A 24,958-nucleotide genomic window follows, 5' to 3' on the forward strand; every position below is an offset into this window, starting at 1 on the left:
TTGCATAGAGATTCTTAAATTTCCCTAAAATTAACATAATACACCTTATACGAAATTCAAAAAAAATAATATTATCTTTATGATAATTAAAGAAATTTAATACAATCTCCATTATATTAAATTCTCATTACATAGGCTAAGAACTGACTCAATAATAAAAAATGGGAGTTTTGTTGAACTCCCATTTTTGAGACTGCACATTAAACTTTTTCAAATAATTATGTAGCACTTTTTCTAGTATCTTTTATTAGATTTGAAGGTTGTAGGTTGAGCTGAGCAACTTATGCCGAGGGGCTGACATTTATCAGACAGAGTATCCATTTCAGCTTTCGGTGCTGTCTAGAAATAAAGGGAAAGTTGTTTCAGGCGAGGACATCACTTTTGCAAAGATGAATGAGAGGTGTCTCTGCCTGAATATTTGCTTTTCTAGAATTGAGTGTCTAGAAATCAAATGAGGTTTGTAGATAATACGTTTGTGGCGCACCTACATACATTCCACCGACTTGATCCGCTGAACGAGTGTAGTATTCACGGTCAAATAGGTTCTTCACACCGAAGCCCACTTTGAGACCATTGAGTTGTGTGTTGGAAAAATCATAGGATGCCCGAACACCCACTAAACCATAACCAGGAATGTTGCCATAGCGTCCAGTAGCATCATGGGTGCCCGATGCGGTTTGACCAGATTGACCGTAGAAATTAGTGTTTAGTGTCCATTGATCAATTTTATAGTCTATTCCAGCATTGCCGACCAATTGTGAATAAAAGTCGAGATCTTGTCCTTTGTTTTCCCCAGCAGATGCGGTTGCTTTGGTGTAAGTGGTATTGGCATATAGCGAAATACCGCTGAGTTCGTCACTGATTGCACCGAGATTATATTTAAATCCGAACTCGGCTCCTTTGTGTTCAGTGGCACCTAAATTTGAGTAAGTTTGAGTTGCATCATCTCGTTTTAATTCATCAGAAAAATCAATATAAAACAGGGTGAATTCTAGGGATAGATATGGGTCTAAATAGTGTGTACCAATTTCATAATTATTGGCTTTTTCAGGTTGCAAGCCTTGCATGGTCAGATAGGCACCTGACGCATTGGTATTAGCCATTTGGCTATATTGTAGTGGTGCAAAAGATTTACCGTAGTTTGCAAAAATATTCCACAAATCATTGGCTTTATACATGACTGAAAAGCTTGGTAATACTGCATCATAGGATTTTTCAGCATGTACTCCGTTGAGTACCGATGCATCTTTATTTAATTTGTACATATTTTCGGTGGTTTTGATTTTCTCAAAACGAACACCAGGAATCAGAGACCATGCACCCACATCTGTGCGGTTGTCGATGAACAATGCATGTGCATCTGTTTTCCCGTCTGCTTTGGTCCAAGCATATTCATTTGTAGGGCCTGTGACCGTGTTATAGCTTGCACGATTAACCGCCTCTTCACTAGTTTCATGTAGATAGCGATAGCCCACAGAAACTTCATTTTCAGTAGTCCCAAGTTGGTACGCATGCGAATACCGTGGCTCGATTGCCGTCACTTTATAATTACGTGGCGCCGTTTGGTACAGTTTTGATCCACTACGTTCCATTCCTGCATCACGGAAGGTGTCAGTGTGATAGGCCAAAAGCTCAAAGGCATTGTCATCTTTTTTATAGCTGTATTTAACTGAACCGTCAGTACGATGCCCTTTCATATAATCATGATTGCGCAAGGACTGATATGGATTTTCAGCAAATTGAGCAGGGGTTAAACCTCCAGGCATATCTACATCTGCATCGTAGCGGTGTAGATTGGCTTTAATTTTTGCATATTCATCTATTGTATAAGCTGCTTTTAAGCGAATATCGTTGATGTCAGAGTCATCATTTTTATCGCGAAAACCCTCTCCATTAACGCCAGAATATAACAGCGCTAAGCCTAAACCGTTGTCTAAGGTTCCACCCACAAATAAGTTGGGGCTAAATTTTACATGACCGTTTTCTGCAATTTCTGTAGTGAGGTCTACCGTTCCAGCAAAGGTTTCAGGAATTGTACGCGAGTTAAAGTTAATAATCCCGCCTACATTTTGTGGCCCAAAGCGAACAGAGCCCGCACCACGCACCACGTCGATGCTTTCAATATTGCCTAAGCTAGTGGGTGCTAAGGAGAGTTGTGATTGACCATAAGGGGCAAATGAAAGTGGAACACCGTCCACGAGTACCTGTGAGCGTGGTGAAAACCGTGACGTTAAACCACGGACACCGATGCTTAACGATGCATCACTCCCAGCTGTTCCTGCATTTTCAGGAGCTTGAATACCAGGCACAGTGCGTAAAGCCTCTTTGACAGAAGTTACGCCTCGGTTAATCAACTCATCACGCTGAATGACTGTACGCGCTCCAGCATGATTTAGTACTTTCTGTGCATTGGCTTCATCTAACCAGTTGCCTTCGGCTTGCACAGTTATCGGGTTAAGCGTCACAGTAGGGTATGTATCGGCTGCATAAAGTATGGAGGGAAATAAGCAGAGGGTGAGGACTGATTTTTTGAACTGAGGGAGTAACACAAGAGATCCTTAAAATGATGTATAGGTTAAATGTGAAGAAAATACGGAGAATTTGTAAGTTTGTGAAATGATAAGCTGACTAGCGAGATCTGTAAATGATAATCGTTTGCTTTTTATTCAAGTGTTATATAAAAATTCTCTGTACACGACAAATTTCATAGGACCCTTGTCCTATCAGGCTTTTTCTTTCTTAAAATTGCTAGCACTTTCTTAAATTCTTCTTTTTTTCCAAAACCAATCAAACGTAGAATAGCCATTTGAACATAGTCCAAACCGTAGCGAAATAAACTTACTGAAAGTCGTCCATGCTTCTTTATTTTTATCGCTTTTTTCCGATCATGTTGCCATTCACCTGTTAAATAGCACCAACAGAAACCGATAGCTAGCACTGCTATCAATTTTTTGACTCGTCTAGGGTCTGTTAAACGAGTATTTTCAAGATTGAATCCACGTCCTTTGAGACAACTAAATAACGTTTCGATTTCCCAGCGTAATGCATAATCACGAATAGCAGAAGCATTAAACATAGGAGAAACAACAAGTAAAAGTTCTCCATCTTCTAATCGTAGCGCACTAATATACAGTTTCACTCGACCAACCCAAATACGTCGTTTACGACATTCAGTTTGACCAACTTGAAGATGACGAAATAAATCACTAATTTTATGATTCTTGGCTAAGTGATTGGTCACAATAAAGTTTTTTTAACACGTATACAGAAGTTAATGTCATTTTCAATTAACCATGTAAACCATTTCTCACCGATAAATTCTCTGTCTGCAAACACATTCACAATACGATCTTTACCAAAAATGGAGATAAAGCGTTGAATCAAAGCAATACGCTCTTTTGTATCTGAATTTCCACGTTTATTGAGCAATGTCCAAACAATAGGTATCGCTATTCCACGATAGACGATGGCTAACATCAAGATATTGATATCTCGTTTTCCCCATTTCCAATTAGTTCTATCCAAAGTTAATTGGACTTTATCAAATGAAAATATATTGAAAATTAACTGAGAAATTTGACGATAATCGAAATACTGACCTGCAAAGAAGCGTTGTATACGTCGATAAAATGATTGTGGTAAGCACTTGATGGGTAAGGCTTTAGATGCAGAAGAAAGATTACATGTCTGTTTTACAATTAATGCAAGCATAATCAGTGTAAAACATTTTGCATGTGACTTGTTCCACTTTAGATATTTGTTTAAGATGAGATATAACTCATTGAAATGTGTCATCATATTCGTCTTCAGAAAACAAGTATTATGCCATTATTTCAATGAGTTATCTTTTTTTGTCGTGTACAAAGATAAAAATTATTAGAATAAAGGGAATAGTGAAAGCACTTAAAAGTGAGGCGGCAATCTATACAAAATTCTTTTCTGAAAGGGCTCTGCAATATCAAACAGGCTGACAGTTTTCTAGTATATGAATACAAAAAGATAGATAAAAACGGCGGCTAACATTTGAGTGAAAATTAAACTTATTTCTGAGTTTAGCCTAAAAAACCAATGGCTTTCACTGGGAGGCCATTGGTTTTAGTGTATGTTGAATTTTGCTCAATCTGACATTAGTTTAACATTACAGATTGTTGGTCAAGTCCGCCTGAGTGTTCATTGGCTTATCTTGAGCATGCTTTCCCCAGTTAAACTTCTGTGCACAGATGCCTAATCCAACAATAAACAATGCAAGTAAACTGGTATAGGTTACTTCTTTGAAATAAGTGCCTTCAACCAACAAGGTAATAAGTGCGCCAATAATAAAGAAGATTGCAAGATACGTAAAATATTATATATTTCAATATGCTGATTCCATTCGGGAAAAATATCATTTGGGTATAGCTTTAGTGATTTAAGAGTTTGAAGAAACTGAGAGTCTATTTTTAACTTTTCTGGATGATCAACTATGTCATCAAATAATGCAGATGATCTATGAGTTAAAAATTTACCTGTAACAGAGGAGTGGTACGCCTTAGCATTAATTTTAAAGGCTTCATTACTATCATTTTTAACTATTTTTTTAAAATTTTTCGGTAAACCGTACATCATTTTATGATGATATGAACTTATATGACTCGTTATCACAAAAGATTCAAGAGATGAAATTTCTTCTAAAGAGGAATAAGAGTTTTGCATTAAAGGCCTAAGCTAAAAAATCAGAATTATGAAATTTCTCTAAAATTAACATAATACACGTTATACGAAATTTTAAAAATGATATTATCTTTATGATAATTAAAGAAATTTAATGTAATTGCTATTATATTAAATTCTCATTACATCGACTAAGAACTGACTCAATAATAAAAAATGGGAGTTTTGTTGAACTCCCATTTTTGAGACTGTACATTAAATTTTTTCAAATAATTATGTAGCAGTTTTTCTAGTCAAATTATCTTTTTCAATACCTAATAAAGATATTATTTCTGTGCTTCATATGCCTCTAAAGCTCGTAAAGCAAATGTATATGCAGCTCCTGCATTCAAATGAATTGCTGTAGCTAAAGCACCAGCTACTTCGCTTTCTGTTGCACCAGCTTTCATTGCTGCTTCTGCATGCACTGAAATACAGCTTTCACAACGCGTAGTGATTGCCACTGCTATAGATATTAATTCACGTGTTTTGATATCTAATGCCTCGGCAGCAGCAGCATCATTAAGTGCTAAATAAGCTTGAAGCATTTTAGGGTGAGTTTTTCCTAAAGATCCAAATGATTTTTTGACATGTGCTGTATGTTCTGGCCAATCTAGGAACATTTTAAAAATACCTTTGATTAAATACAGATTTAATATTAGTTGAATTGGAGATAAAATTTCTTAAATTTTGTGTAAACAACGTAATTTTTGATGTGGTTCCGTTAATTAGACCACTCAATTCAGTTTTATAAGTGATAAATCCGCTCTAAATATTTAAATTATGCTGCCATTACTTTTAGTAAATGTTGATCATAAAATTCATCCGGTGTTGCCTTATTCAAACTTGAATGAGGACGTATCATGTTATAAAAATCCAAATATTCAGCAATTGATTGTTTCGCTTGTTTAACCGTATCGTAAGCCTTCAAATAGACTTCCTCATGCTTCACGCTGCGCCATAAACGCTCAATCATCACATTATCCATCCATCGTCCTTTCCCATCCATACTGATACGGATATTTCGCAATTTTAACTCATTCAAAAATGCCTCGCTTGTGAATTGACTGCCTTGGTCTGTATTAAACACCTCTGGACAACCATATTTCACAATTGCTTCTTGCAACGCATCTATGCAAAAGTCTGTTTCCATACTGATCGATACTCGATGAGCCAGTACTTTACGACTATGCCAATCTATAATTGCACACAGATAGACAAAGCCTTTAGCCATAGGAATGTACGTGATATCTGTACACCAGACTTGATTAGAGTGATCGATGACCATGTTTTTCAACAGATATGGGAAAATACGGTGTGCAAGATTAGGCTTACTGGTATTGGGTTTTGGATACAAGGCATGTATTCCCATCAAGCGCATTAAACGTCGGACTTTACGCCGACCTATTTGATGTCCTTGACGCTGTAGCATATCTCGTATCATTCGACTGCCCATAAATGGGTAGTCGAGATGAATTTCATCGATCAGACGCATCAAACTCAAATCAGTTGATGAAATCTCTTTGGGCTTGTAATACAACGTACTGCGATTGATTTGAATCAATTGCGATTGTTGTCGTACCGAAAGTTGATGGGTCTTATCGATCATTTTTTGCCGCTCAGCTGCCCTATTTTTCTGAGCGCACCTTCTAAAAAATCAATTTGCAATGCCTGATGTCCTATCTTGGCATGTAGAGCTTTGAGGTCAATCTCTGGTTCTTGTTGTGCTGTTGGTCGTGAAAAAATATTGACTGATTGCTCAAGCAGTTGATTTTTCCAATCGATGATTTGGTTTTGATGTAAGTCGAATTGAGTAGAAAGTTCAGCGAGTGTGTGGTCGCCTTTAATTGCTGCGAGAGCAACTTTAACTTTAAACTCTGCTGAATGATTACGACGTTTTCTTCGTGTCATGGTTGACTCCAAAAACAAGCATTTCCCATGCTTATTGGGGAGTAGATTATCACTTATAGGCGTGGTCTAAAATCCTATACCCACATCACTTTTCATAAAACCTAATTGTTAATACTGAACATGAGGTTTTTTTAGAGAGTTCACCAATTTTTAAATGCATTGAGTTAGTATTTCCAAAGATTCTTGACTCTATAGTAACTATAGGGATTCTAATATTCAAAGTTTATAATTTTTTTAATGGGTATAATTATGAGTGGTTGTGGATGTAGTAAAGAAACACCATGCGAAGATAAGAAATCTCAACAAGAAAATCATCCATCAATTGCAGAAGCAAACAATTCAAAGAATTGTGATAATACGCTTAGCTGTTGTGGTGAAGAGGAAGAAAAAAAATCTTCATCTCCTTGCTGTAACACTTCAAACAGTTGTGAAGATACCGCTCAATCCTGTTGTGGTTCTGATCCCAAAGAAAATTTAAGCACTGAAGACGTTTTAAAAGATTCGCACTACATGAGTGAATACTTAGTTCCCAAAATGGATTGTTCTGCGGAAGAACAGATGGTTCGTATGGCGCTATCTTCAATTGATGGTGTTCAAAAACTCATCTTTGATTTACCTAACCGTTCTTTAAAGGTTCTACATAATCAAAAAGATGAAAATATAACCACCAAACTTGAAGCTTTGGGTTTTGGTGCAAAGCTTGTGAAGACTGAAACTTATATAAGCAATCAACAGGCTAAGCAAACAAGTACCTACACCATTCCTAAAATGGATTGCTCTGCTGAAGAGCAAATGGTCCGTATGGCTCTTGCAGATATTGAAGCAGTTAAAGGTCTTACTTTTGATCTTCCCAATCGAAAACTGAAAGTCTTCCATAATGAAGGGATTCAGCAAATTACGGCTAAACTCGAAGGACTGGGTTTTGGGGCGAAACTTGATGAAATACAGCTTTCTTCAGGCGATATACCTAATGAACCTGATCCTGTGAGACAAGCTAAAGTACTTAAACTGTTATTAGGTATTAATGCTCTACTTTTCTTTATAGAATTCATCAGCGGTATTATTGCTGCGTCTACAGGATTGATTGCTGATTCTCTAGATATGTTTGCCGATGCAGCCGTTTATGGTATTGCACTATATGCCGTCGGAAAAGCTGCGAAATTTCAAATAAAAGCAGCCCATTTCGCAGGTTGGATTCAGTTATTACTTGCTGTTATCGTGATTGTTGATGTCATTAGACGATTCATGTTTGGAAGCGAGCCAGAATCAACGCTCATGATTGTTATTGGCCTGCTCGCACTTATAGCTAACGTGACATGCTTATATCTTATTTCTGGTCATCGAGAAGATGGCGCACATATGAAAGCCAGTTGGATTTTCTCGGCGAATGACGTTGTCGTAAATATGGGCGTTATATTTGCCGGTGTACTCGTGGCGTGGACGGGATCAGCTTATCCAGACTTAATCATTGGCATACTGGTTTCTTTATTCGTACTTAATGGTGCCCGAAAAATTTTGGCTTTGAAGTAAGAGTATCGAAAATGAATCTATTTGGCACTGTTGCAAATAACCACGAATGGTAAGCTGAAGACTGTTTTAGCTAAAGGTGCAGCATATGAATCCTTTCCATGGTCGGCATTTTCAGGGCGAAATCATTCTTTGGGCTGTGCGCTGGTATTGTAAATATGGCATTAGCTATCGTGAACTGCAGGAAATGCTGGCCGAACGGGGTGTGAATGTTGATCACACGACTATTTACCGTTGGGTTCAACGTTATGCTCCTGAAATAGAAAAACGTTTACGCTGGTATTGGCGTAATCCTACAGATCTGAGCTCGTGGCATATTGATGAAACCTATGTAAAAGTGAATGGACGATGGTCTTATCTGTATCGTGCAGTCGATCAACGTGGCGATACCATTGATTTTTATCTTTCTTCTAGACGTAATACCAAATCAGCATATTGTTTTCTTGGAAAAATTTTAAATAATGTGAAGAAGTGGCAAATTCCACAAGTGATCAACACGGATAAAGCACCCACATATGGACGTGCTTTATCACGGTTAAAACGGGAAGGTAAATGTCCACCAGACCTTGAGCACAGGCAGATTAAGTATAAAAATAACGTGATTGAATGTGATCATGGCAAGCTAAAGCGGATCATCAGGGCCACATTAGGATTCAAATCTATGAAGACGGCTTATGCCACAATTAAAGGTATTGAAGTCATGCGTGCACTACGTAAAGGACAAGCATCGTCATTTTGAACCGTACCGGGTTTGTCGGAGACCATTTTTCTTGAGAGAATGTCCCAATGACAAAACCAAAATATACTCCTGAAATCAGAGACAGAGCGGTTCAATTATTGATTGAATCCGAAAAAGATTATCCTTCTACTTGGGCTGCAATCACAGCAATTGCACCTAAAATTGGTTGTACCCCTGAAACACTACGTTCCTGGCATCAAAAATATTTGGATCAACAAAATCCAGTTAAAGTACAGCAGCTTTCAGATCAAGAACGTATTAAACAGCTCGAACGTGAAAATAAAGAGCTGCAACGTGCCAATGAAATTCTACGCAAAGCAGCCGCTTTTTTCGCCCAGGCGGAGCTCGACCGCCCACACAAATAATGATGGATTTTATCCATAATAATAAAGAGCCGTACGGAGTCGAGGCGATTTGTAGGATTTTACCTATCGCACCTTCAACTTATTACCGGACTCTAGATCTCTGCGATGAGAAGCATTGCTTCGCAAGGGAACATCGAGCGAAACGAGATCTACATGATCAACATCATGCTGAACAGATTAAACGTATTTGGAAAGAAAGTTCAGGTCGTTATGGTGTGCGCAAAGTCAGGCAAAAACTAAGACACGAAGGCTATGTTATTGCACGTTGTACAGTTGCTCGATTGATGCAACAGCTAGGTATACAAGGTGTTTGGCGTGGTAAGAATAAACAAACAACGCGTAGCCGAGATGATCAAAAATCAGCAGATGATTTAGTAAAACGCAATTTTAAAGCTGATCATCCTGATCACTTGTGGGTGGCCGACTTCACGTATATTCAAACCAATTCAGGCTGGGTCTATACCGCATTTATTATTGATGTGTTCTCACGAGCAATTGTTGGATGGAAAGTATCAACACGGATGAATACCGACATGGTGCTCGCTGCACTTGAGCAGGCATTGCATGATCGAGGAATGCCAAATAACGTGATTCATCATAGTGACAGAGGCGTACAGTATCTTTCAATTCGCTATACCAACCGTTTAGAAGCAGCGAATTTACGAGCATCAGTCGGCACTACGGGGGATTCATACGATAATGCATTGGCTGAAACAGTGAATGGGTTGTACAAAACAGAGGTGATTGAATATTTAAAAGCAGATTGGCGTGGTTTGGGTGATATACAACTTGCCACATTAAATTTGGTAGATTGGTTCAATAAAGAACGTATACATAGTTCACTAGGTTATGTATCACCTTTTGATTTTGAAGCGATGTACTATGATAAAATTAACCCGTTAGGTCAGGTGGCCTAACTTAAACAAAAAGTCTCCGACAAACCCGGTACGGTTCATTTTATATACTCTAGGACTTACGCACTATCATTTATAGATTCTCTGGGCTTTGTTGCACAAAGATTTGAAAGGCAAAGTACCCCTAATTGAGCCAAATTTCCTGATCCACCTCTCTTTTAGAAAAACGTATCTGCCGATACATTAAACCGCTCAGACAATGCCTTAATATGACGAATATTCAGTTGGCGTTTACCACTTAAAATCTCAGAAATCACTGATGGTGTTGCAACCTCTGTTAAGTCAGACTGACCTAAACCATGTTGCTCCATCAAAAAAGCCAAAGCAGCACGACCGTCCCCTTTAGGCATAGGAAGATGCTCATTTTCATAATCAGAAACCAAATCACCAAGCTGATGAGTAAGCCCCATTAAAGGATGGGACTCGTCATCACCAACAGTATCTAAAAGTTCATCTAAAGCTTCAACAAGTGTATGAAAGTCGTCTTCATTTTCTGGCTTGCTGAGCAATGGTGCAACGCAGTGCCAGTGGTCTACGGCCTGTTTAATCATCGCGTTCATACTAACCTTCCTTCCAATGACCTTTGTCATATTCTTTATGGTACAAGACATCACGGATATACACACGTTTTGCTTGATACATCACGACTGCAATAAGTCGGATCTTGTTCCCGCCAATATCGAATACATGGAACTTTCCAACTTTATCGACCTCTGGAAAGAGATGTTTCATCTCAGCAAAATCTTTCGGATCGTTTGCCTTTATGGTTCGATACCAACCATCTAATGCCGTTTCAGCCTGTGGCCACTTTTGCATTGCTTCTATAATTCGAGTGTGGGTGATCACATGCATAACATTTTATCGCATTTTGCAATATTGAATGGCTAGGATGAATAAAGCGCCACACGGAGCTTTATTCATTATCAAAATGCACTTAATCTGATGATCTTAAAAAATAAACCTTTTAGCATTTCATGCGCAATAAGGCTGATACCATTAGTACAACAAAAATGAGTTCCACTCTAGTTAACATCTTAGTTCCATTTACTTTTCACTTAATTTATATAGCCGTTAAGTCGCAGCATCAATGACATAACATGACATGGAAAATAATCAAAAAAGATAGAATCTAGATTTTTGTTACATTTACTATCCGCATACTTTAACAGCAGCTTTGAGTGTTTCACTTAACCTTTAAATTTTTTTTAAAATTAAATATATTTACATATAGGTTCTAAAATTTGATAGAATTTATTAAAACTTTAGATTCTAAGTGTAAATAATGAGAAGCGCTAATATTCGACGTGATGGCTACTTAAAATTTCTGAATACATGGCAAGACCGTGATGTCATTAAAGTACTTTCAGGTGTGCGTCGCTCTGGAAAATCCACCTTATTGGCGATGTTTCAACAAGACCTAAAAGCACAGGGTGTACAAGCCGAAAACATCATTGCCATCAACTTCGAATTTATGGAATTTGAAGAACTCACCGATTACCGTAAACTACATGATTATGTATTGTCCAAAGTTGATAAAAGTAAAAAAAACTATGTTTTTTTAGATGAAATACAACATGTTACAAATTTTGAGAAAGTAGTCGACTCTTTATATGTTCGGGATTATATCGATTTATATATTACAGGCTCAAATGCATTCTTTCTAAGTGGAGAACTTGCGACTTTACTTACAGGACGCTATATCGAGCAACATGTTCTACCTCTGTCATTCCAAGAATTTAAACAGTGGCATATTGAAAATAATCCGATCATCCAACAATTATCCAATCGTGATTTGTATGCCATGTATACGCGCAGTAGTTTCCCTTATACGCTTGCCATGACTAGCCAGCAGGAAACTTATGATTACTTGCAAGCGGTCTATGCCAGTGTAATGTTTAAAGATGTTATTCCCCGTTTGAATACTGCCGATATTAACTCTCTCGAGCGTGTCGCAAGATATTTGGCAAGCGTGACAGGCTCACCTATTTCTATCAATAAAATTAAAAATACCTTTGTTTCAAATGGGGTTAAAATTTCATTTGAAACAGTAAAACGCTATATTCAGGGCTTACAGGACAGTTTGTTATTTTATAGTGCCGCACAATTTAAAGTACGCGGGCGTGAGTTATTACAATCCTCTGAAAAATACTATTTAGTTGATGTCGGATTGCGCCGGATTATGTTGCCTGATGCTAATGCTGATCAAGGTCATATCTTAGAAAATGTGATTTATCTTGAGCTTGTCAGACGAGGTTATACCGTCTATGTAGGGCGTGTTGATGAATATGAAATTGATTTTGTTGCTGTCGATACTTTACAGAATTTAACTTATTATCAAGTGGCATTAGAAACGCTCAATGAAGAGACACTCAGCCGAGAGTTACGTCCATTACAGAAAATTTCTGATTCGTATCCCAAATATTTACTTACCTTAGACACGATAGGGACTGAAGCAAATTATAATGGTATTGTAAAAATGAGTGCTCTCGATTGGTTGCTATCTGAAAATAAGTAAAGTTGAGGATAGACATGGATACTCTTATTTATTAAGGCTCTAGACTAGCAGAATAGATATGTTAGTCTAGAATCATGATAGAAAACAGTAAATTAAGTCACTATAAGATTTAAAAAATTATTCAGTGCTTTTGCATTGATATTCCTGCTTCTAAAACAGCCTTATTGCTTAACTTGAACCGTAATACCATCAACTATTGGTACATGCTTTTTAGAAAAGCAATCTACGATCATCAAACAGATTTAAGAGCAAAGTTTGTAGGTTCTATTGAAATTGATGAGAGCTATTTTAGGGCAAAAAGACAACGTGGTTTTCATGGGAAGTTGAAGCGAGGTCGAGGTACTTTAAAACAACCTGTATTTGGAATATTTGAAAGGAATGGTCGAGTTTATACAGAAATAGTCCCTGATTGTAAAAAGACTACATTACAAAAAGTTATCTTAGGTAAAGTTGCACTTGAAAGTGTAATTTATAGTGATGGTTGGCGTGGATACAATGGTTTGGTAGATGTTGGTTACTCAAAGCATTTTAGAGTAAATCATGGAGTGAATGAATTTGCTAGAGGACAATGTCATATAAATGGAATAGAATCATTCTGGAGCTTTTGTAAAAGAAGGCTAGCAAAGTTCAACGGTATATCAAAAGAGTATTTTGATTATCATCTTAAAGAAACAGAATGGCGTTGGATGAGGGAGCCTAATGAGCTAGCAACAGAGTTGTGGGACCTCATTAGGTAAAACTAAGTGCAAATCTGCTAGTCTAGAGCCTTGCAAAATAAGGCATCGAATAAGACGTGGTTTTAGAAGAAGTTGTAATTTCTCCAAAAAGCTTGAAAACCATTTTAAAGCCTTCGACTTAACCTTCTTTTACATCAATAATGGCTTCATTTAATGTCAGCATACTTTTTAAAACACCACCGGATTTTTTTCTACTCTTTTTTATATCTAACTCAGGTTAGTGTAATTAGCTGCTTATTTATCTCATCTTACATATTAAGTAGAGATGGGACTTAAGATGGTTACTAAAATAAAAATACTAATAACAATAAATATATAAAACAGTGTATTACAATTTTATATGATGCGTAGCCTACGCATCATATTTTAAGCGTTCTATTTTGATATAATTGATACAATCAATCCTTTGAGAGGTTTCATTTAAATTTCATGAGTCTTACAGAAATTAAGGTTCGCCAAGCGCATTGCAAGGAAAAAACTTGTTTTTTATCTGATGAAGATGGACTTAGCCTGAAGATTGAGCCGAATGGAAGAAAATCTTGGTGTTATCGCTATACAGATCCACAAATAAAAAAACGTCGCCGCATTCAGTTAGGACTTTATCCTGATTTATCACTGAAAAAGGCACGACAAGTCAGAGATGATTTTAAAGACAATAATTTTAGTTTTGAAAAAGATACTATTTCTAATGTAATTACTTTTCGTAAAGTAGGGGAGGAATGGCTACAGTTCAAACTTAAGAATGCATTTAATGATTTACCCCGCTGCGGTGTACTACAGTTAGCAGAAAGATGTTTACAGCATGATATTTACCCAGACCTTCAGGATTTACCTTTTGAAAACGTCAAGCGCTATGACTTGGTTTCAGTAATAAAAAAAATAGAGGCGCGCCAAGTAAAAGAACCAGTCAAAAAAGCTTGTAGCTATTTGAACCAAATTTATGATTACGCTGTAGCGATGGGTTATTGTGAATACAATATCGCTCATGGTTTAAATAAAATTGTAATCAACAGTAAAATTAAGAAGAACTATCCGTATTTAAAAGCGGAGGAAATATCCGAATTTAAGAATAACTTACAAAAATTGGATGCCCATCCCATTATTAAAAAAGCACTAATGTTCAAATTACATACTGGAGTGCGAGGGGCTGAATTGTTATTGGCTGAGCCTCATCATTTTGATTTAAATGCAAAAATATGGAAAATTCCTGCCTTGCATATTAAACAATTTCGACGTAAAGTCATTTTAGGCCATGAGATTCCAGACTTTTTAGTACCACTTTCAGATCAGGCTTTAGAGATTTTAAAAGACGTCATGCAATGGTCATACGGTGAAAAATATATTTTTGCAAGCCCTCGGAAACACAATCAACCGATTCATTTCAATACATTAAATATGGCTATTCGTAAGATGGGCTATGGCAAACATCAATTATCCTCTCATGGACTACGTTCCACTTTTAGTACCATTTTGAATGACTCAGGTTTATTTCAAGATAATTGGATTGAGGCACAACTTTCACATATTGATAAGAACCGTACCCGTGCCAGTTATAATCATGCTGATTACTTAGTTCAACGGACTGAAATGATGCAGTGGTGGGGTGATTATTTAAGTAATGGCTAGGTGAGTATCATACTTTTATATAGAAAAACTCTCTGTACACGACAAAAATAGTGAACCGTACCCGGTTTGTCTGAGACTTTTTATTTAAGTTAGGCCACCTGAACTAATCGTTTATTCACACCTCGTTTTAGCCAATCATAAAAGCGTGAAACTGATACATGAAGTAATCATGCCATCAAAATAATCGGAAATAAGTGTTTTGGGATTTCACATAGGCGTACCTTACTGACTTTATTTGGCAAAGTACGCTACTGCCTTTTTTAGAAATTCACGTTCCATTTCACCATTTCAGCGGATTTAAGCTGCTGTTTAAGTTGCTTATTTTCTTCGAGCAAAGCGTTTAGATCAGATGAATACTATTTAGTACCAGCTAAAGTCCCTGCTTTTGCCTTATTATTCTAATGCGAAAGGGTCTGCATGGAAATGCCGAGTTCTCTAGCTGTTTTTAGATACATTGCCTTGAATGGCTTCTATTGCTTTGATGGTTTCAGCTTTAAATTCTGCCGTATACGTCTTGTGTTTCTTGCTCATGGTAAACTCCTGATGAGTATGTATGGTTTACCAAGTTAAAACCTCCTGTTTTTTCAGCACACATCAGTCATTAAAAGGATGAATATACCCATCGAAAATTAAGAATAATCGGGAGAGGTAGTGATAGTGTCTAGGATCAAGTCAGGCAATAATGCCACCCCCATGCCTTGTCGTACATAGTATAAAATAGCTTGTACATCGTTGATAGAAAAGTATAGCTCCCAATGCGGGCTCTATGATTGCAGATTGGGTTGCTACGAAATTCCATGGAGTGATTGCCTAACTTTAAGCAAGATTTCTTTTTCTTAGTTTCCTTTTTGTCCAGATTAAGCCTATAAATTCTGGACTTTTTTTATTATGTAACCTGAATCCTATTTTAAGCCAATGTTTCTATACCTCGATGGAGTACCATCCACCATACAGTCAGTGTGGAATTTCGTAAATATTAGTTAAACGTCAGCGGATTATGATCTTATTCAGAATTATCAGACTATCCGGTAATCCCCCCCTGAAAATAATTTTTAAAAACAACTTAGGCTAATTGATAAACACTATCTGGAAAGATTAAAAGAAAATATTTTTTAATTTCTGCTAATTCGTTTAAGGTAGGTTCCCTTTCAAGAAGTTGAAATGTCCAAATAAGTACAGCCTGATGATTATCATAGCAAGTATTTACTCCAAGAAAATTAGCCATTCCGTAACTTCTATTGATGTTCATTTCTTTAATTAATTGATTTCCTAAGTCACGAGCTTGCTGGCTGATCAATAATTCATTTGGCAACATGGCGGTCATCTCCACAAAATAATCTAATACAGCTTCAATCCTTACATTTAAAAAGTTATAATTTAGTTGAAATAGATGAATTATGCTTTCTATAAGTTGTAATGATCTGCTGTAGGTTAAATATAGCAGGGTATTACTCAGTCAACAACTTAAAATAACTCTTAGTAGGTTATTTTTTTGTAAATTAATTGATATATGATTACTTGCAAGTTATCCAGCCTCATGGGCGATCGAAAAATTTTAAAATTAAGTGATGTAGTACGTGCGACAGGCATCAATCGCAATACGCTCACGAGTATGTATTATGATCGTGCTGTACGTATTGAATTGCCAGTCGCCGATAAGTTATGTAAATACTTTAACTGTACGATGAATGATTTGTTTGAGTTTAAGGAAGATGTTGAAGAAAAAGATTAACCAATACTTCGTTTGATAAGTTTTCGCTACAGGTCTAATACTGAATTTTATAAAATTTCATGGAAAACAAATATTTACTTTATTATTTATATAAAGGAATCAATCGAATGATAGGGGTATTTTTCTTATAACTTAGTTGAGAACAGGGGATAATGACCCACAATAGCTGTAACTATTGTGGGTTTGTTCCATGTAATGCAATTTGCCGTACACGGAATTTAAAATGACTTCACTGCAATTCTCATCTTACGTTGCGATTGTACTTATTGCAAGATTTTGAGTATTTTTACATGATTTTCTATTTAACGATTTAAATTTATTCTTTTTACCATTTTGATAATTTTAAGTACTTGATCTTGAAGTTATAATGTTTGAGATCGAACGTTCAATGGTAATACCCCCATTTTTAATTGAATTAATGGGTAGAAAATCTAAAGCCCTTGTTATTGTTTAAAAATAGGTGGACAACCATTGGCTTTGTTGCACAAAGATTTGAAATGCAAAGCGCCCCTAATTGAGCCAAATTTAAGGCGTAACTTGGGTAAGTGGTCGACCTAATTCCGTAAATCTGTTAAGGACTGCTACACGTGCATGGATTTCATTCACTTGGCTATCAAAACTCCTTGCACTGAGTTTATCGCCTAATAATTTGATGCAATGCATCTTAGTTTCAACCAAACTTCGCCGATGATAGCCTGACCATTTTTTCCATAGTGTCCTGCCTAAACGTTTAATTGTTCGAAGTAATTCATTTCGCTCTAGCGAGCTACTCTTTGTATCTTTCCATGGTTTCGCATTTTTTCTAGGTGGAATCACCGCATGCGCTTGCCGATCTGCAATGACCTGACGGCATTGCTTGGTGTCATAAGCTCCATCGGTATAAACAGAGTCAATCCGCTCATCTTGTGGAATCTGATTAAGTAAATCACCAAGCACCTGTGAATCACTGACATTATTGGTTGTAAGCTGAACTGCTCGTATTTGTAGGGTTTTAGCATCTATACCAATATGAAGTTTACGCCATTGGCGACGATATTCAGGTCCATGTTTCTTGCGTTTCCATTCGCCCTCACCTAGAAACTTCATGCCTGTAGAGTCCATGAGTAGATGCAGCCCATCGCTACTTTTTTGGTAGCTGATTACAATATCAATATGCTTTTGTCTTCTACAAAGCGTGGTGTAATCTGGAGCTATCCAATTTAATCCGCAAAGTTTAATCAGACTTTGCACAAAGCCAGTGACCATACGTAAAGACAGACGGAATAAGGATTTAATCATTAAGCAGCATTGGATGGCTGCGTCGGAGTAGGTTTGATTTCGCCCTTGTTTGCCTTTTGATGGCGCATACCATTGCGTAGCAGGATCAAACCAAATGGCAATATTTCCGCGACTCATGAGTGCTCGGTTATATGCGGGCCAATTGGTTGTGCGGTAGATTTTGTGTGTAGGCTTCTTCATTTGAAAATTATATCGCTGAAAAACCCTTTACAGATAGGTTTGTGCAACAAAGCCCCTTTATTATATATAAATCAAATACATAAACCAAAATTTAGAAAATAAAATCTTACTTAAAGATACCTTATTCAATTCCCACCACTGATGTTATATATCCTGTCATTAAAAGAATTGAAAAGCCTAGGAACATTTCAAATAAAATGGCATAACTCAGATTTTTAGCGAATTTAGGATTTTGTAAGCGTGGGGTAAAATACCACTTATTGAAAGCTGCCAACATTAAAATACTCATGACAAAAAGTATTTTAATAATAAATCCCAAGCCATAAGGAGTATTTATTAAACTATTAATATCTTTAAATAAAAGGAAAGCTATACTTGTACCACACACGATTAGTATGGCCACAATAAAGGCTGCAATACGCCCAAATATATGCATACGATCCTTTAAAGGTAAACCACTTATTTTTCGACTGATTTTCCATAAAGGGTACAATGATCCCATCCATAAAGACATGAATAAAACATGGACAGATAACAAGATTTGAGCAAAAAATGGTAAATTAGCCACATGACCGAGTTGAGAAAAACTAAAGAGAATAGGAGTCAATAAAATAATAAATATTGTACTTTCTGTTATAGAAACTTCCATCTTTCTACGGCTCAGTTTTACCAACATAATTATTAGTAAAAGAGCAAAGCTGATAGACCGAATAATTTGTATTTGTCCCGTAGGAGTATTAATCAGGATATTTAAATATGTGAGATCCCACATACCTATAAGACCTGAATTAGCAAAACTACCATTTAGAATAAAAAAACCTAATGTGCTAGAAATCAAACCTAATCCAGCACCAATTGTAATATATTTAAGAAGAGATTCTTTGATTACAAGATATTGTCTAAGTAAGACATAACAGAAGAACCCACCTACAACAAAAGCTACACTAAGGTATAAAAAAACCTTAGTTAACCACGTCGCCCACATCCAATATTCAGAAATCATTATTGTTCCCTATGCTAGAACAACATGCCAGCAAATTGCTGGCATGTTGAGGAATTATTAATTTTTATTTTGATGATTGGATAGTGAAGTTATATTCACCATTCATGTTATGACCATCTTTCCCCATTGTTGTCCAAACAACGGTATATTTACCTTTTTTAAGTTTCGGAACTGCAATATCGAATGATTTTTTTAAATCATGACTAACTTGATATTTTAGTGGGATATCTTTTCGTTGAGCATCTAACAACTTAACATTCATCAACATTACTTCTGCACCAAAATTAAGGGTCAAATTCTTTGGCTGACTAAGAACAGATGAATTTACCGCAGGAGTTGCACTCAACAAACCCACATGAGCGAATGTATTTGTAGTTGCGACTATCATAGTGATACCTACTAACACATTGCGTAGAGCGGTCATTTTGTTTTGAAATAATTTCATTTATGTTTCCTCTTGATCTGGTAATTCATTAGAAATGACTTTATAAAATCTATATTTAATAAGACTTCGCCACCTCCAGTTATATTTCAATTATTAATCAAACATAGAAACATAGTGATGACTTCAAAATTACATTTATGTCATTTTGAAAAATACAAAAAAACAGATGCTAAACTCATTTAAAAATCAAACAGTAGTAATTGATCAGTTGAACTGTTTCTTTATAAAAATGATGAATTACTCAAACTGAAAGTGTCTCTAAACATGAGTGAGGATGATTATGAATCAAAAAGATCCAATCAATGAAAATGCACTTAAGGATCCAGTGTGTGGAATGAACATTACTCAGGATTCTACTTATCATCATGAATATGAGGCAAAAAAATATTATTTTTGTAGTCAAAAAGGCTTTGTTGCACAAACCTATCTGTAAAGGGTTTTTCAGCGATATAATTTTCAAATGAAGAAGCCTACACACAAAATCTACCGCACAACCAATTGGCCCGCATATAACCGAGCACTCATGAGTCGCGGAAATATTGCCATTTGGTTTGATCCTGCTACGCAATGGTATGCGCCATCAAAAGGCAAACAAGGGCGAAATCAAACCTACTCCGACGCAGCCATCCAATGCTGCTTAATGATTAAATCCTTATTCCGTCTGTCTTTACGTATGGTCACTGGCTTTGTGCAAAGTCTGATTAAACTTTGCGGATTAAATTGGATAGCTCCAGATTACACCACGCTTTGTAGAAGACAAAAGCATATTGATATTGTAATCAGCTACCAAAAAAGTAGCGATGGGCTGCATCTACTCATGGACTCTACAGGCATGAAGTTTCTAGGTGAGGGCGAATGGAAACGCAAGAAACATGGACCTGAATATCGTCGCCAATGGCGTAAACTTCATATTGGTATAGATGCTAAAACCCTACAAATACGAGCAGTTCAGCTTACAACCAATAATGTCAGTGATTCACAGGTGCTTGGTGATTTACTTAATCAGATTCCACAAGATGAGCAGATTAACTCTGTTTATACCGATGGAGCTTATGACACCAAGCAATGCCGTCAGGTCATTGCAGATCGGCAAGCGCATGCGGTGATTCCACCTAGAAAAAATGCGAAACCATGGAAAGATACAAAGAGTAGCTCGCTAGAGCGAAATGAATTACTTCGAACAATTAAACGTTTAGGCAGGACACTATGGAAAAAATGGTCAGGCTATCATCGTCGAAGTTTGGTTGAAACTAAGATGCATTGCATCAAATTATTAGGCGATAAACTCAGTGCAAGGAGTTTTGATAGCCAAGTGAATGAAATCCATGCACGTGTAGCAGTCCTTAACAGATTTACGGAATTAGGTCGACCACTTACCCAAGTTACGCCTTAAATTTGGCTCAATTAGGGGCGCTTTGCATTTCAAATCTTTGTGCAACAAAGCCGTTTAAACTTACCTTTGAAAAATAATAGTAAATATTATTCGACCATTTTTTGATTCTGCTTGAATAGTTGCTCCAAGCATATCAAGAATAGATTTGGTTATGGCTAATCCCAATCCCGTTCCTTCCTCTATCCTTTGTCTAGATGCATCTGTTCGATAAAATCGATCAAATAATCGAGATAATTGTTCAGTAGATAGTTGAGGACCTTCATTTTCGATTGAGAATATTGTGTTTTCTAAGTTCTGCTGACATTTTATATGGATGGTAGAGTCGGTTTTTCCGTATTTAACGGCATTAGACAATAGATTACTTAAAGCACGACGTAACATCGCAGGATCACCTTTTACACTGCCATACCCTGTTTGCTTGAGTTTCATATTTTTTTCAGCAGCAAAAGCATCATAGAAATCAAATAAAGCGCTGACTTCTTTAACTAAATCGACTTGCTGTAAGTTAGTTAAATTTAAACCATGTTCCGCTTTTGCTAAAAACAGCATATCGGAAACCATTCTCGCTAAATGCTCAAACTCTTCCAGATTAGAGAATAATATTTCTTGATAGGTATTTGTATCTCTGCTACGAGCGAGACAGACTTGAGTTTGAGTCATTAAATTATTAATGGGTGTCCTAATTTCATGCGCTAAATCAGATGAAAAATCGGAAAGTTTCTCTAAAGCTGATTCTAGCCTATCCAACATATCGTTAAAGGCTATTGCTAAGGACTTTAGTTCAGTAGGTATATTCTCAATTTCTAAACGTTCTGAAAGGTGTTGTGCTGAAATGCCTTCTGCGACTTTAGCCATTTTTTGCACTGGCCTTAAACCTCGCCAAGTTGCAAACCATCCTAAAAACATTAAACATAACGTACCAGCTAAACCTATATAAAAAAGTTGACGCTTAAAATCATTTAAAAAATACAGATGCTCAGAGGTATCTATACCGACAATAATTTGAGTAGATTTTATTTCAGAATTTTCAACTATATTCGCGTTATAGATAATCCCCCGATAAGTTTTACCCTGAAGTTTCCACTCAATCCACGAACTATCCGCTGTTTTCATTAACTTTTGGGAATTAATCATTGAAGGGGCAGTACTGAATAGAATTTGGCCTGTGGGTCGTTCAATTTGAACAATCAGATCATGATGCCCAACTAAAGCATCTTTCAAATATAAATTAAGTTTTGGAGAGTTTTTAGGGTTTTGTTTAAGAAGGTTTTGAACTAGCTGGATTTTCCCTTCTAATTGGGTACGATCTTGCGTTTCAAAATGATGCATCACTAATTTATGGATGAAAAACCCCATCATAATGAGAATGAATATAGTCGATAATGAGAAAATAATACCAATACGAAAACTGATAGATTTGAATAATTTATTATTCATTTTCTACCTCTAATACATACCCCATTCCTCTAATATTTTGAATTAACTTAGGGGTAAAATTACTATCTACTTTATTTCTTAATCGTTTAATAGCGACTTCAACTACATTTGTATCACTATCAAAGTTCATATCCCAAATTTGAGATGCAATAAGTGCTCTTGGTAGAATTTCACCTCTTCTACGCATAAAAAGCTCCATAAGAGCAAATTCTTTAGCCGTTAAATCAATGCGTTGACCTGCTCGTGTTACCCGACGTTTTCTCAAATCAAGTTCTAAATCAGCAATCTTAATAATATTATTATCTTCTCTTTGTTGCCCTCGTCTAAGGAGCGTTTTTATTCGAGCTAGAAGCTCTGCAAAAGCAAAAGGCTTAACTAAATAATCATCAGCGCCTAGCTCTAATCCTTTTACTCGATCTTCGATTTGATCTCGGGCGGTAAGAAAAAGAATGGGCATTGTTTTACCGCTGCTACGAATATCATTGATAATATTCCAACCATTTAGTCCAGGTAACATCACGTCTAAAATAATTAAGTCATACTCTTCAGAAAGAGCTTGATGTTTACCCGTTAACCCATCTGTAACCCAGTCCGTAATATAGCCAGCTTCGGATAAACCTTGCTTGAGATAATCACCAGTTTTTTGTTCATCTTCAACTAATAGTATTCTCATTTTCGAATCCTAAGTCATTCATTAAAACTATAATAACGTTATAAAACATCTGATCGAGATAGATTACAAAAATGTCATTTTCAAGTCACTTAGATGTTCAGTGCTTCACTTTATTGTAGTAGCAAGAAATTAACTTTTAGAGAAACTTATGAAAACTGTAGTGCGTCGTAGTCTAACAATTTTAATGTGTGCTGGAACTTTAATTGCTGGTACTCAATCTTGGGCAAAAGATGTATCAACCTCAAGTGCCACTAAAACGGTAAAAGCACAGGAACCTTGTACAAAACCTTGTAAAATGGAAAAAGATGACAAGACTCAGCAAGATCATAGTCAACATCAGTCTCCTAACTCATCTGACATGTCAAAAATGGATCATTCTATGATGAATATGGACCATTCTAAAATGGATCATTCAAAGATGAATATGCCTAGTAGCAATAAATAATTTTATAAATAGCGAGAAAGAAGTATTAAAGTTTATACTAAATATTTGCTTTATTACTTCAATCTAGAGGTGGATCAGGAAATTTGAACAACACTTATAAGTGATATTTTGCTCCCCAAATGATGTTATAAACATCAATATATGGAGTATTTTATGGCACGTAGACCAAGAAGAAATCATTCAAATGATTTTAAAGCTAAGGTAGCACTTGCTGCGATTAAAGCAGAAAAAACACTTGCTGAATTGAGTGCTGAATTTGATGTTCATCAAAACCAAATTATCGACTGGAAAAATCAACTGATTTCAGCTTCCTCGCAAGCTTTCGATCAATCAAAAGCTCCAACAGAACCACCCATCGATCTAAAAAAACTACATGCAAAAATCGGTGAGCAGGCATTAGAAATTGATTTTTTAGAAGGTGTGTTGAAGAAACTGGGCCGCTTCAACCACAAAAGTTAATCGATGACTCACTTCAGATTTCAGTATCTAAGCAAGCTCAGCTGCTGAAAGTCTCCCGTGGTTGTTATTACTATCGCCCAAAACCTGTGAGTACATCAGATCTGAAGCTGATGCGGTGTATGGATGAGTTACATATGCAATACCCTTTTGCAGGTAGCCGTATGATGCGTGATTTGTTGAATCGTCAAGGACATCATATAGGACGACGTCATACACGTACTTTAATGAAGAAAATGGGCATTAATGCGTTATATTGCAAACCAAATTTAAGCCAGGCTAATCAAGCTCACCGCAAATATCCATATCTGCTCAAAGGATTGGCTATTCAGCGCAGTAATCAAGTGTGGTCTACGGATATAACGTATATCCCTATGGCAAAAGGCTTTGTTTATTTATGTGCTGTGATTGATTGGCATAGCCGCAAGGTACTTGCGCATAGAGTATCGATTAGTATGGAGGTTACATTTTGCATAGAAACATTAAATGAAGCTATTGAAAAATATGGTCGACCTGAAATATTTAATACAGACCAAGGCAGTCAGTTTACCAGTGATGCATTTATTGATGTATTGAAATCAAATGGCATTCAAATCAGTATGGATGGTAAAGGTCGATGGGTTGATAATGTGATGGTTGAACGATTATGGCGGAGCGTTAAATATGAAGAGGTGTATCTCAAAGCCTACAGCAATGTTTTGGATGCGAAGAAGCAATTAAACGCATATTTTGAATTTTATAATTTGAAACGACCTCATTCGAGTCTGGACAAAATGACTCCAGATGAGTTTTACTATGACCAGCTACCACAACAAAATAAGGTAGCTTAACTAGAGCAGAGTATCACTTATAAATAAGCTTTTAGTTGTTCAAACATGTGGGACCACCTCTAT

24 protein-coding genes, 4 pseudogenes and 1 other annotated feature are annotated in these 24,958 nt (G+C 36.5%); of the genes and pseudogenes, 12 read left to right on the plus strand and 16 right to left on the minus strand.

All coding sequences use genetic code 11. From position 1 onward, the window contains the following. Positions 1-440 precede the first annotated feature (440 nt). From AC4MDD_RS18190 to AC4MDD_RS18220, 7 genes and pseudogenes are all read right to left on the minus strand, one after another. Positions 441-2,549 (minus strand): TonB-dependent receptor family protein, encoded by a 2,109-nt coding sequence (locus AC4MDD_RS18190; protein ID WP_491882645.1) that lies wholly within the window; start codon positions 2,547-2,549, stop codon positions 441-443. A gap of 155 nt (positions 2,550-2,704) precedes the next feature. Continuing rightward, positions 2,705-3,795 (minus strand): IS4-like element ISAba33 family transposase gene (locus AC4MDD_RS18195; protein WP_076612069.1). Its coding sequence is split into 2 segments (ribosomal slippage): positions 2,705-3,255 and positions 3,255-3,795, totalling 1,092 coding nucleotides; the frame shifts between segments, so codons are not numbered across the junction. A 343-nt stretch (positions 3,796-4,138) separates the two neighbouring features. Continuing rightward, a pseudogene (locus AC4MDD_RS18200) lies at positions 4,139-4,345 on the minus strand (GABA permease); the annotation flags it as partial. After that, positions 4,264-4,692: a hypothetical protein gene (locus tag AC4MDD_RS18205; RefSeq protein WP_002124576.1), complete on the minus strand. Its 429-nt coding sequence runs from the start codon at positions 4,690-4,692 to the stop codon at positions 4,264-4,266. The gene AC4MDD_RS18205 and the pseudogene AC4MDD_RS18200, both read right to left, overlap by 82 nt. 284 nt (positions 4,693-4,976) lie before the next feature. Beyond that, positions 4,977-5,312 carry a carboxymuconolactone decarboxylase family protein gene (locus AC4MDD_RS18210; protein ID WP_002125301.1) on the minus strand — a complete coding sequence of 112 codons (336 nt, stop codon included), beginning with the start codon at positions 5,310-5,312 and terminating at the stop codon, positions 4,977-4,979. 158 nt (positions 5,313-5,470) lie between these two features. After that, positions 5,471-6,600, minus strand: a protein-coding gene (locus tag AC4MDD_RS18215) for an IS3-like element ISAcsp5 family transposase (protein ID WP_155857500.1) whose coding sequence is annotated in 2 segments (ribosomal slippage) — positions 5,471-6,348 and positions 6,348-6,600 — 1,131 coding nt in all. Because the reading frame shifts where the segments join, the coding sequence is not laid out codon by codon here. Between the two features lie 88 nt (positions 6,601-6,688). After that, positions 6,689-6,760 (minus strand): annotated as a pseudogene (locus AC4MDD_RS18220) (MerR family transcriptional regulator); the annotation flags it as partial. Between the two features lie 89 nt (positions 6,761-6,849). On the opposite strand from AC4MDD_RS18220, the gene AC4MDD_RS18225 reads away from it, so the two are divergent. The 3 genes from AC4MDD_RS18225 to AC4MDD_RS18235 all read left to right on the plus strand — a co-directional run bounded on the left by AC4MDD_RS18225 (position 6,850) and on the right by AC4MDD_RS18235 (position 10,148). Next, a complete protein-coding gene (locus AC4MDD_RS18225) occupies positions 6,850-8,130 on the plus strand; it encodes a cation efflux transmembrane domain-containing protein (protein WP_491882646.1) in 1,281 nt (426 codons plus the stop codon). Between the two features lie 85 nt (positions 8,131-8,215). Next, positions 8,216-8,866 carry an IS6 family transposase gene (locus tag AC4MDD_RS18230; protein WP_004777953.1) on the plus strand — a complete coding sequence of 217 codons (651 nt, stop codon included), beginning with the start codon at positions 8,216-8,218 and terminating at the stop codon, positions 8,864-8,866. 47 nt (positions 8,867-8,913) lie between these two features. Further along, a protein-coding gene (locus AC4MDD_RS18235) for an IS3 family transposase (RefSeq protein ID WP_491882647.1) occupies positions 8,914-10,148 on the plus strand; the annotation gives its coding sequence in 2 pieces (ribosomal slippage) (positions 8,914-9,190 and positions 9,190-10,148; 1,236 coding nt in all). Continuing rightward, positions 9,189-9,305, plus strand: a sequence feature (AL1L pseudoknot). Its footprint overlaps the gene before it by 117 nt. Positions 10,149-10,303: 155 nt before the next feature. On the opposite strand, the gene AC4MDD_RS18240 is transcribed toward AC4MDD_RS18235, so the two are convergent. Together AC4MDD_RS18240 and AC4MDD_RS18245 are read right to left on the minus strand one after the other, a co-directional pair. Continuing rightward, the gene (locus AC4MDD_RS18240) at positions 10,304-10,705 is read right to left on the minus strand and encodes a helix-turn-helix domain-containing protein (RefSeq protein ID WP_000993197.1); all 402 of its coding nucleotides are present in this window, start codon (positions 10,703-10,705) and stop codon (positions 10,304-10,306) included. A gap of 1 nt (position 10,706) precedes the next feature. Beyond that, the gene (locus tag AC4MDD_RS18245; RefSeq protein WP_000558186.1) at positions 10,707-10,997 is read right to left on the minus strand and encodes a type II toxin-antitoxin system HigB family toxin; all 291 of its coding nucleotides are present in this window, start codon (positions 10,995-10,997) and stop codon (positions 10,707-10,709) included. A gap of 430 nt (positions 10,998-11,427) precedes the next feature. Here AC4MDD_RS18245 and AC4MDD_RS18250 point away from each other — a divergent pair, with 430 nt between their 5' ends. From AC4MDD_RS18250 to AC4MDD_RS18265, 4 genes and pseudogenes are all read left to right on the plus strand, one after another. Next, a complete protein-coding gene (locus tag AC4MDD_RS18250) occupies positions 11,428-12,660 on the plus strand; it encodes an ATP-binding protein (RefSeq protein ID WP_151982611.1) in 1,233 nt (410 codons plus the stop codon). Between the two features lie 116 nt (positions 12,661-12,776). Continuing rightward, positions 12,777-13,397, plus strand: a complete 621-nt coding sequence (locus AC4MDD_RS18255) for an IS1595 family transposase (RefSeq protein WP_114837874.1) — start codon at positions 12,777-12,779, stop codon at positions 13,395-13,397. Positions 13,398-13,425: 28 nt separating this feature from the next. After that, positions 13,426-13,551, plus strand: a pseudogene (locus AC4MDD_RS18260) (IS1 family transposase); the annotation flags it as partial. Positions 13,552-13,826: 275 nt separating this feature from the next. Next, complete coding sequence (locus AC4MDD_RS18265; protein WP_000059655.1) at positions 13,827-15,023, plus strand: tyrosine-type recombinase/integrase; 1,197 nt, start codon at positions 13,827-13,829, stop codon at positions 15,021-15,023. Positions 15,024-15,121: 98 nt separating this feature from the next. Here AC4MDD_RS18265 and AC4MDD_RS18270 read toward each other — a convergent pair. Both AC4MDD_RS18270 and AC4MDD_RS18275 read right to left on the minus strand, forming a co-directional pair. Continuing rightward, positions 15,122-15,554: pseudogene (locus AC4MDD_RS18270) on the minus strand (transposase); the annotation flags it as partial. Between the two features lie 532 nt (positions 15,555-16,086). After that, positions 16,087-16,338, minus strand: coding sequence for a hypothetical protein (locus AC4MDD_RS18275; protein WP_004986445.1), 252 nt, complete (start codon positions 16,336-16,338; stop codon positions 16,087-16,089). Between the two features lie 195 nt (positions 16,339-16,533). Here AC4MDD_RS18275 and AC4MDD_RS18280 point away from each other — a divergent pair, with 195 nt between their 5' ends. Further along, complete coding sequence (locus AC4MDD_RS18280; RefSeq protein WP_035245357.1) at positions 16,534-16,755, plus strand: helix-turn-helix domain-containing protein; 222 nt, start codon at positions 16,534-16,536, stop codon at positions 16,753-16,755. A 525-nt stretch (positions 16,756-17,280) separates the two neighbouring features. Here AC4MDD_RS18280 and AC4MDD_RS18285 read toward each other — a convergent pair. The 3 genes from AC4MDD_RS18285 to AC4MDD_RS18295 all read right to left on the minus strand — a co-directional run bounded on the left by AC4MDD_RS18285 (position 17,281) and on the right by AC4MDD_RS18295 (position 19,661). Beyond that, on the minus strand, positions 17,281-18,213 hold the full coding sequence (locus AC4MDD_RS18285; protein WP_053579251.1) for an IS5-like element ISAba12 family transposase: 933 nt from the start codon (positions 18,211-18,213) through the stop codon (positions 17,281-17,283). Positions 18,214-18,334: 121 nt separating this feature from the next. Next, positions 18,335-19,216: a copper resistance D family protein gene (locus AC4MDD_RS18290; RefSeq protein WP_279737976.1), complete on the minus strand. Its 882-nt coding sequence runs from the start codon at positions 19,214-19,216 to the stop codon at positions 18,335-18,337. 64 nt (positions 19,217-19,280) lie between these two features. Then, on the minus strand, positions 19,281-19,661 hold the full coding sequence (locus AC4MDD_RS18295; protein ID WP_279741808.1) for a copper resistance CopC family protein: 381 nt from the start codon (positions 19,659-19,661) through the stop codon (positions 19,281-19,283). Between the two features lie 280 nt (positions 19,662-19,941). On the opposite strand from AC4MDD_RS18295, the gene AC4MDD_RS18300 reads away from it, so the two are divergent. Together AC4MDD_RS18300 and AC4MDD_RS18305 are read left to right on the plus strand one after the other, a co-directional pair. Continuing rightward, positions 19,942-20,094, plus strand: a complete 153-nt coding sequence (locus AC4MDD_RS18300; RefSeq protein ID WP_491882635.1) for a YHS domain-containing protein — start codon at positions 19,942-19,944, stop codon at positions 20,092-20,094. Between the two features lie 27 nt (positions 20,095-20,121). After that, on the plus strand, positions 20,122-21,054 hold the full coding sequence (locus tag AC4MDD_RS18305) for an IS5-like element ISAba12 family transposase (RefSeq protein ID WP_063454701.1): 933 nt from the start codon (positions 20,122-20,124) through the stop codon (positions 21,052-21,054). Between the two features lie 60 nt (positions 21,055-21,114). On the opposite strand, the gene AC4MDD_RS18310 is transcribed toward AC4MDD_RS18305, so the two are convergent. Together AC4MDD_RS18310 and AC4MDD_RS18315 are read right to left on the minus strand one after the other, a co-directional pair. Further along, entirely contained in the window at positions 21,115-22,491 is a 1,377-nt protein-coding gene (locus AC4MDD_RS18310) for a heavy metal sensor histidine kinase (RefSeq protein ID WP_491882636.1), read from the minus strand. After that, positions 22,484-23,164, minus strand: coding sequence for a heavy metal response regulator transcription factor (locus AC4MDD_RS18315; RefSeq protein ID WP_448766704.1), 681 nt, complete (start codon positions 23,162-23,164; stop codon positions 22,484-22,486). The genes AC4MDD_RS18310 and AC4MDD_RS18315 overlap by 8 nt, the downstream gene beginning before the upstream one ends. A gap of 148 nt (positions 23,165-23,312) precedes the next feature. Here AC4MDD_RS18315 and AC4MDD_RS18320 point away from each other — a divergent pair, with 148 nt between their 5' ends. Beyond that, on the plus strand, positions 23,313-23,609 hold the full coding sequence (locus AC4MDD_RS18320) for a hypothetical protein (RefSeq protein ID WP_004281865.1): 297 nt from the start codon (positions 23,313-23,315) through the stop codon (positions 23,607-23,609). Positions 23,610-23,750: 141 nt separating this feature from the next. Beyond that, positions 23,751-24,895 (plus strand): IS3 family transposase gene (locus tag AC4MDD_RS18325; protein WP_126624276.1). Its coding sequence is split into 2 segments (ribosomal slippage): positions 23,751-24,015 and positions 24,015-24,895, totalling 1,146 coding nucleotides; the frame shifts between segments, so codons are not numbered across the junction. The last annotated feature ends 63 nt before the right edge of the window (positions 24,896-24,958 follow it).

It is taken from the genome of Acinetobacter sp. CAU_H_29a_1 (genome assembly GCF_058599505.1).

Coding starts and splice junctions, on each gene's coding strand:
- AC4MDD_RS18285 (WP_053579251.1), bottom strand. CDS start 18,213: ATGAAGAAGCCTACACACAAAATCTACCGCACAACCAATTGGCCCGCA.
- AC4MDD_RS18320 (WP_004281865.1), top strand. CDS start 23,313: ATGAAAACTGTAGTGCGTCGTAGTCTAACAATTTTAATGTGTGCTGGA.
- AC4MDD_RS18205 (WP_002124576.1), bottom strand. CDS start 4,692: ATGCAAAACTCTTATTCCTCTTTAGAAGAAATTTCATCTCTTGAATCT.
- AC4MDD_RS18305 (WP_063454701.1), top strand. CDS start 20,122: ATGAAGAAGCCTACACACAAAATCTACCGCACAACCAATTGGCCCGCA.
- AC4MDD_RS18315 (WP_448766704.1), bottom strand. CDS start 23,164: ATGAGAATACTATTAGTTGAAGATGAACAAAAAACTGGTGATTATCTC.
- AC4MDD_RS18210 (WP_002125301.1), bottom strand. CDS start 5,312: ATGTTCCTAGATTGGCCAGAACATACAGCACATGTCAAAAAATCATTT.
- AC4MDD_RS18295 (WP_279741808.1), bottom strand. CDS start 19,661: ATGAAATTATTTCAAAACAAAATGACCGCTCTACGCAATGTGTTAGTA.
- AC4MDD_RS18230 (WP_004777953.1), top strand. CDS start 8,216: ATGAATCCTTTCCATGGTCGGCATTTTCAGGGCGAAATCATTCTTTGG.
- AC4MDD_RS18300 (WP_491882635.1), top strand. CDS start 19,942: ATGAATCAAAAAGATCCAATCAATGAAAATGCACTTAAGGATCCAGTG.
- AC4MDD_RS18245 (WP_000558186.1), bottom strand. CDS start 10,997: ATGCATGTGATCACCCACACTCGAATTATAGAAGCAATGCAAAAGTGG.
- AC4MDD_RS18280 (WP_035245357.1), top strand. CDS start 16,534: ATGATTACTTGCAAGTTATCCAGCCTCATGGGCGATCGAAAAATTTTA.
- AC4MDD_RS18265 (WP_000059655.1), top strand. CDS start 13,827: ATGAGTCTTACAGAAATTAAGGTTCGCCAAGCGCATTGCAAGGAAAAA.
- AC4MDD_RS18310 (WP_491882636.1), bottom strand. CDS start 22,491: ATGAATAATAAATTATTCAAATCTATCAGTTTTCGTATTGGTATTATT.
- AC4MDD_RS18290 (WP_279737976.1), bottom strand. CDS start 19,216: ATGATTTCTGAATATTGGATGTGGGCGACGTGGTTAACTAAGGTTTTT.
- AC4MDD_RS18250 (WP_151982611.1), top strand. CDS start 11,428: ATGAGAAGCGCTAATATTCGACGTGATGGCTACTTAAAATTTCTGAAT.
- AC4MDD_RS18275 (WP_004986445.1), bottom strand. CDS start 16,338: ATGTTGCCAAATGAATTATTGATCAGCCAGCAAGCTCGTGACTTAGGA.
- AC4MDD_RS18225 (WP_491882646.1), top strand. CDS start 6,850: ATGAGTGGTTGTGGATGTAGTAAAGAAACACCATGCGAAGATAAGAAA.
- AC4MDD_RS18240 (WP_000993197.1), bottom strand. CDS start 10,705: ATGAACGCGATGATTAAACAGGCCGTAGACCACTGGCACTGCGTTGCA.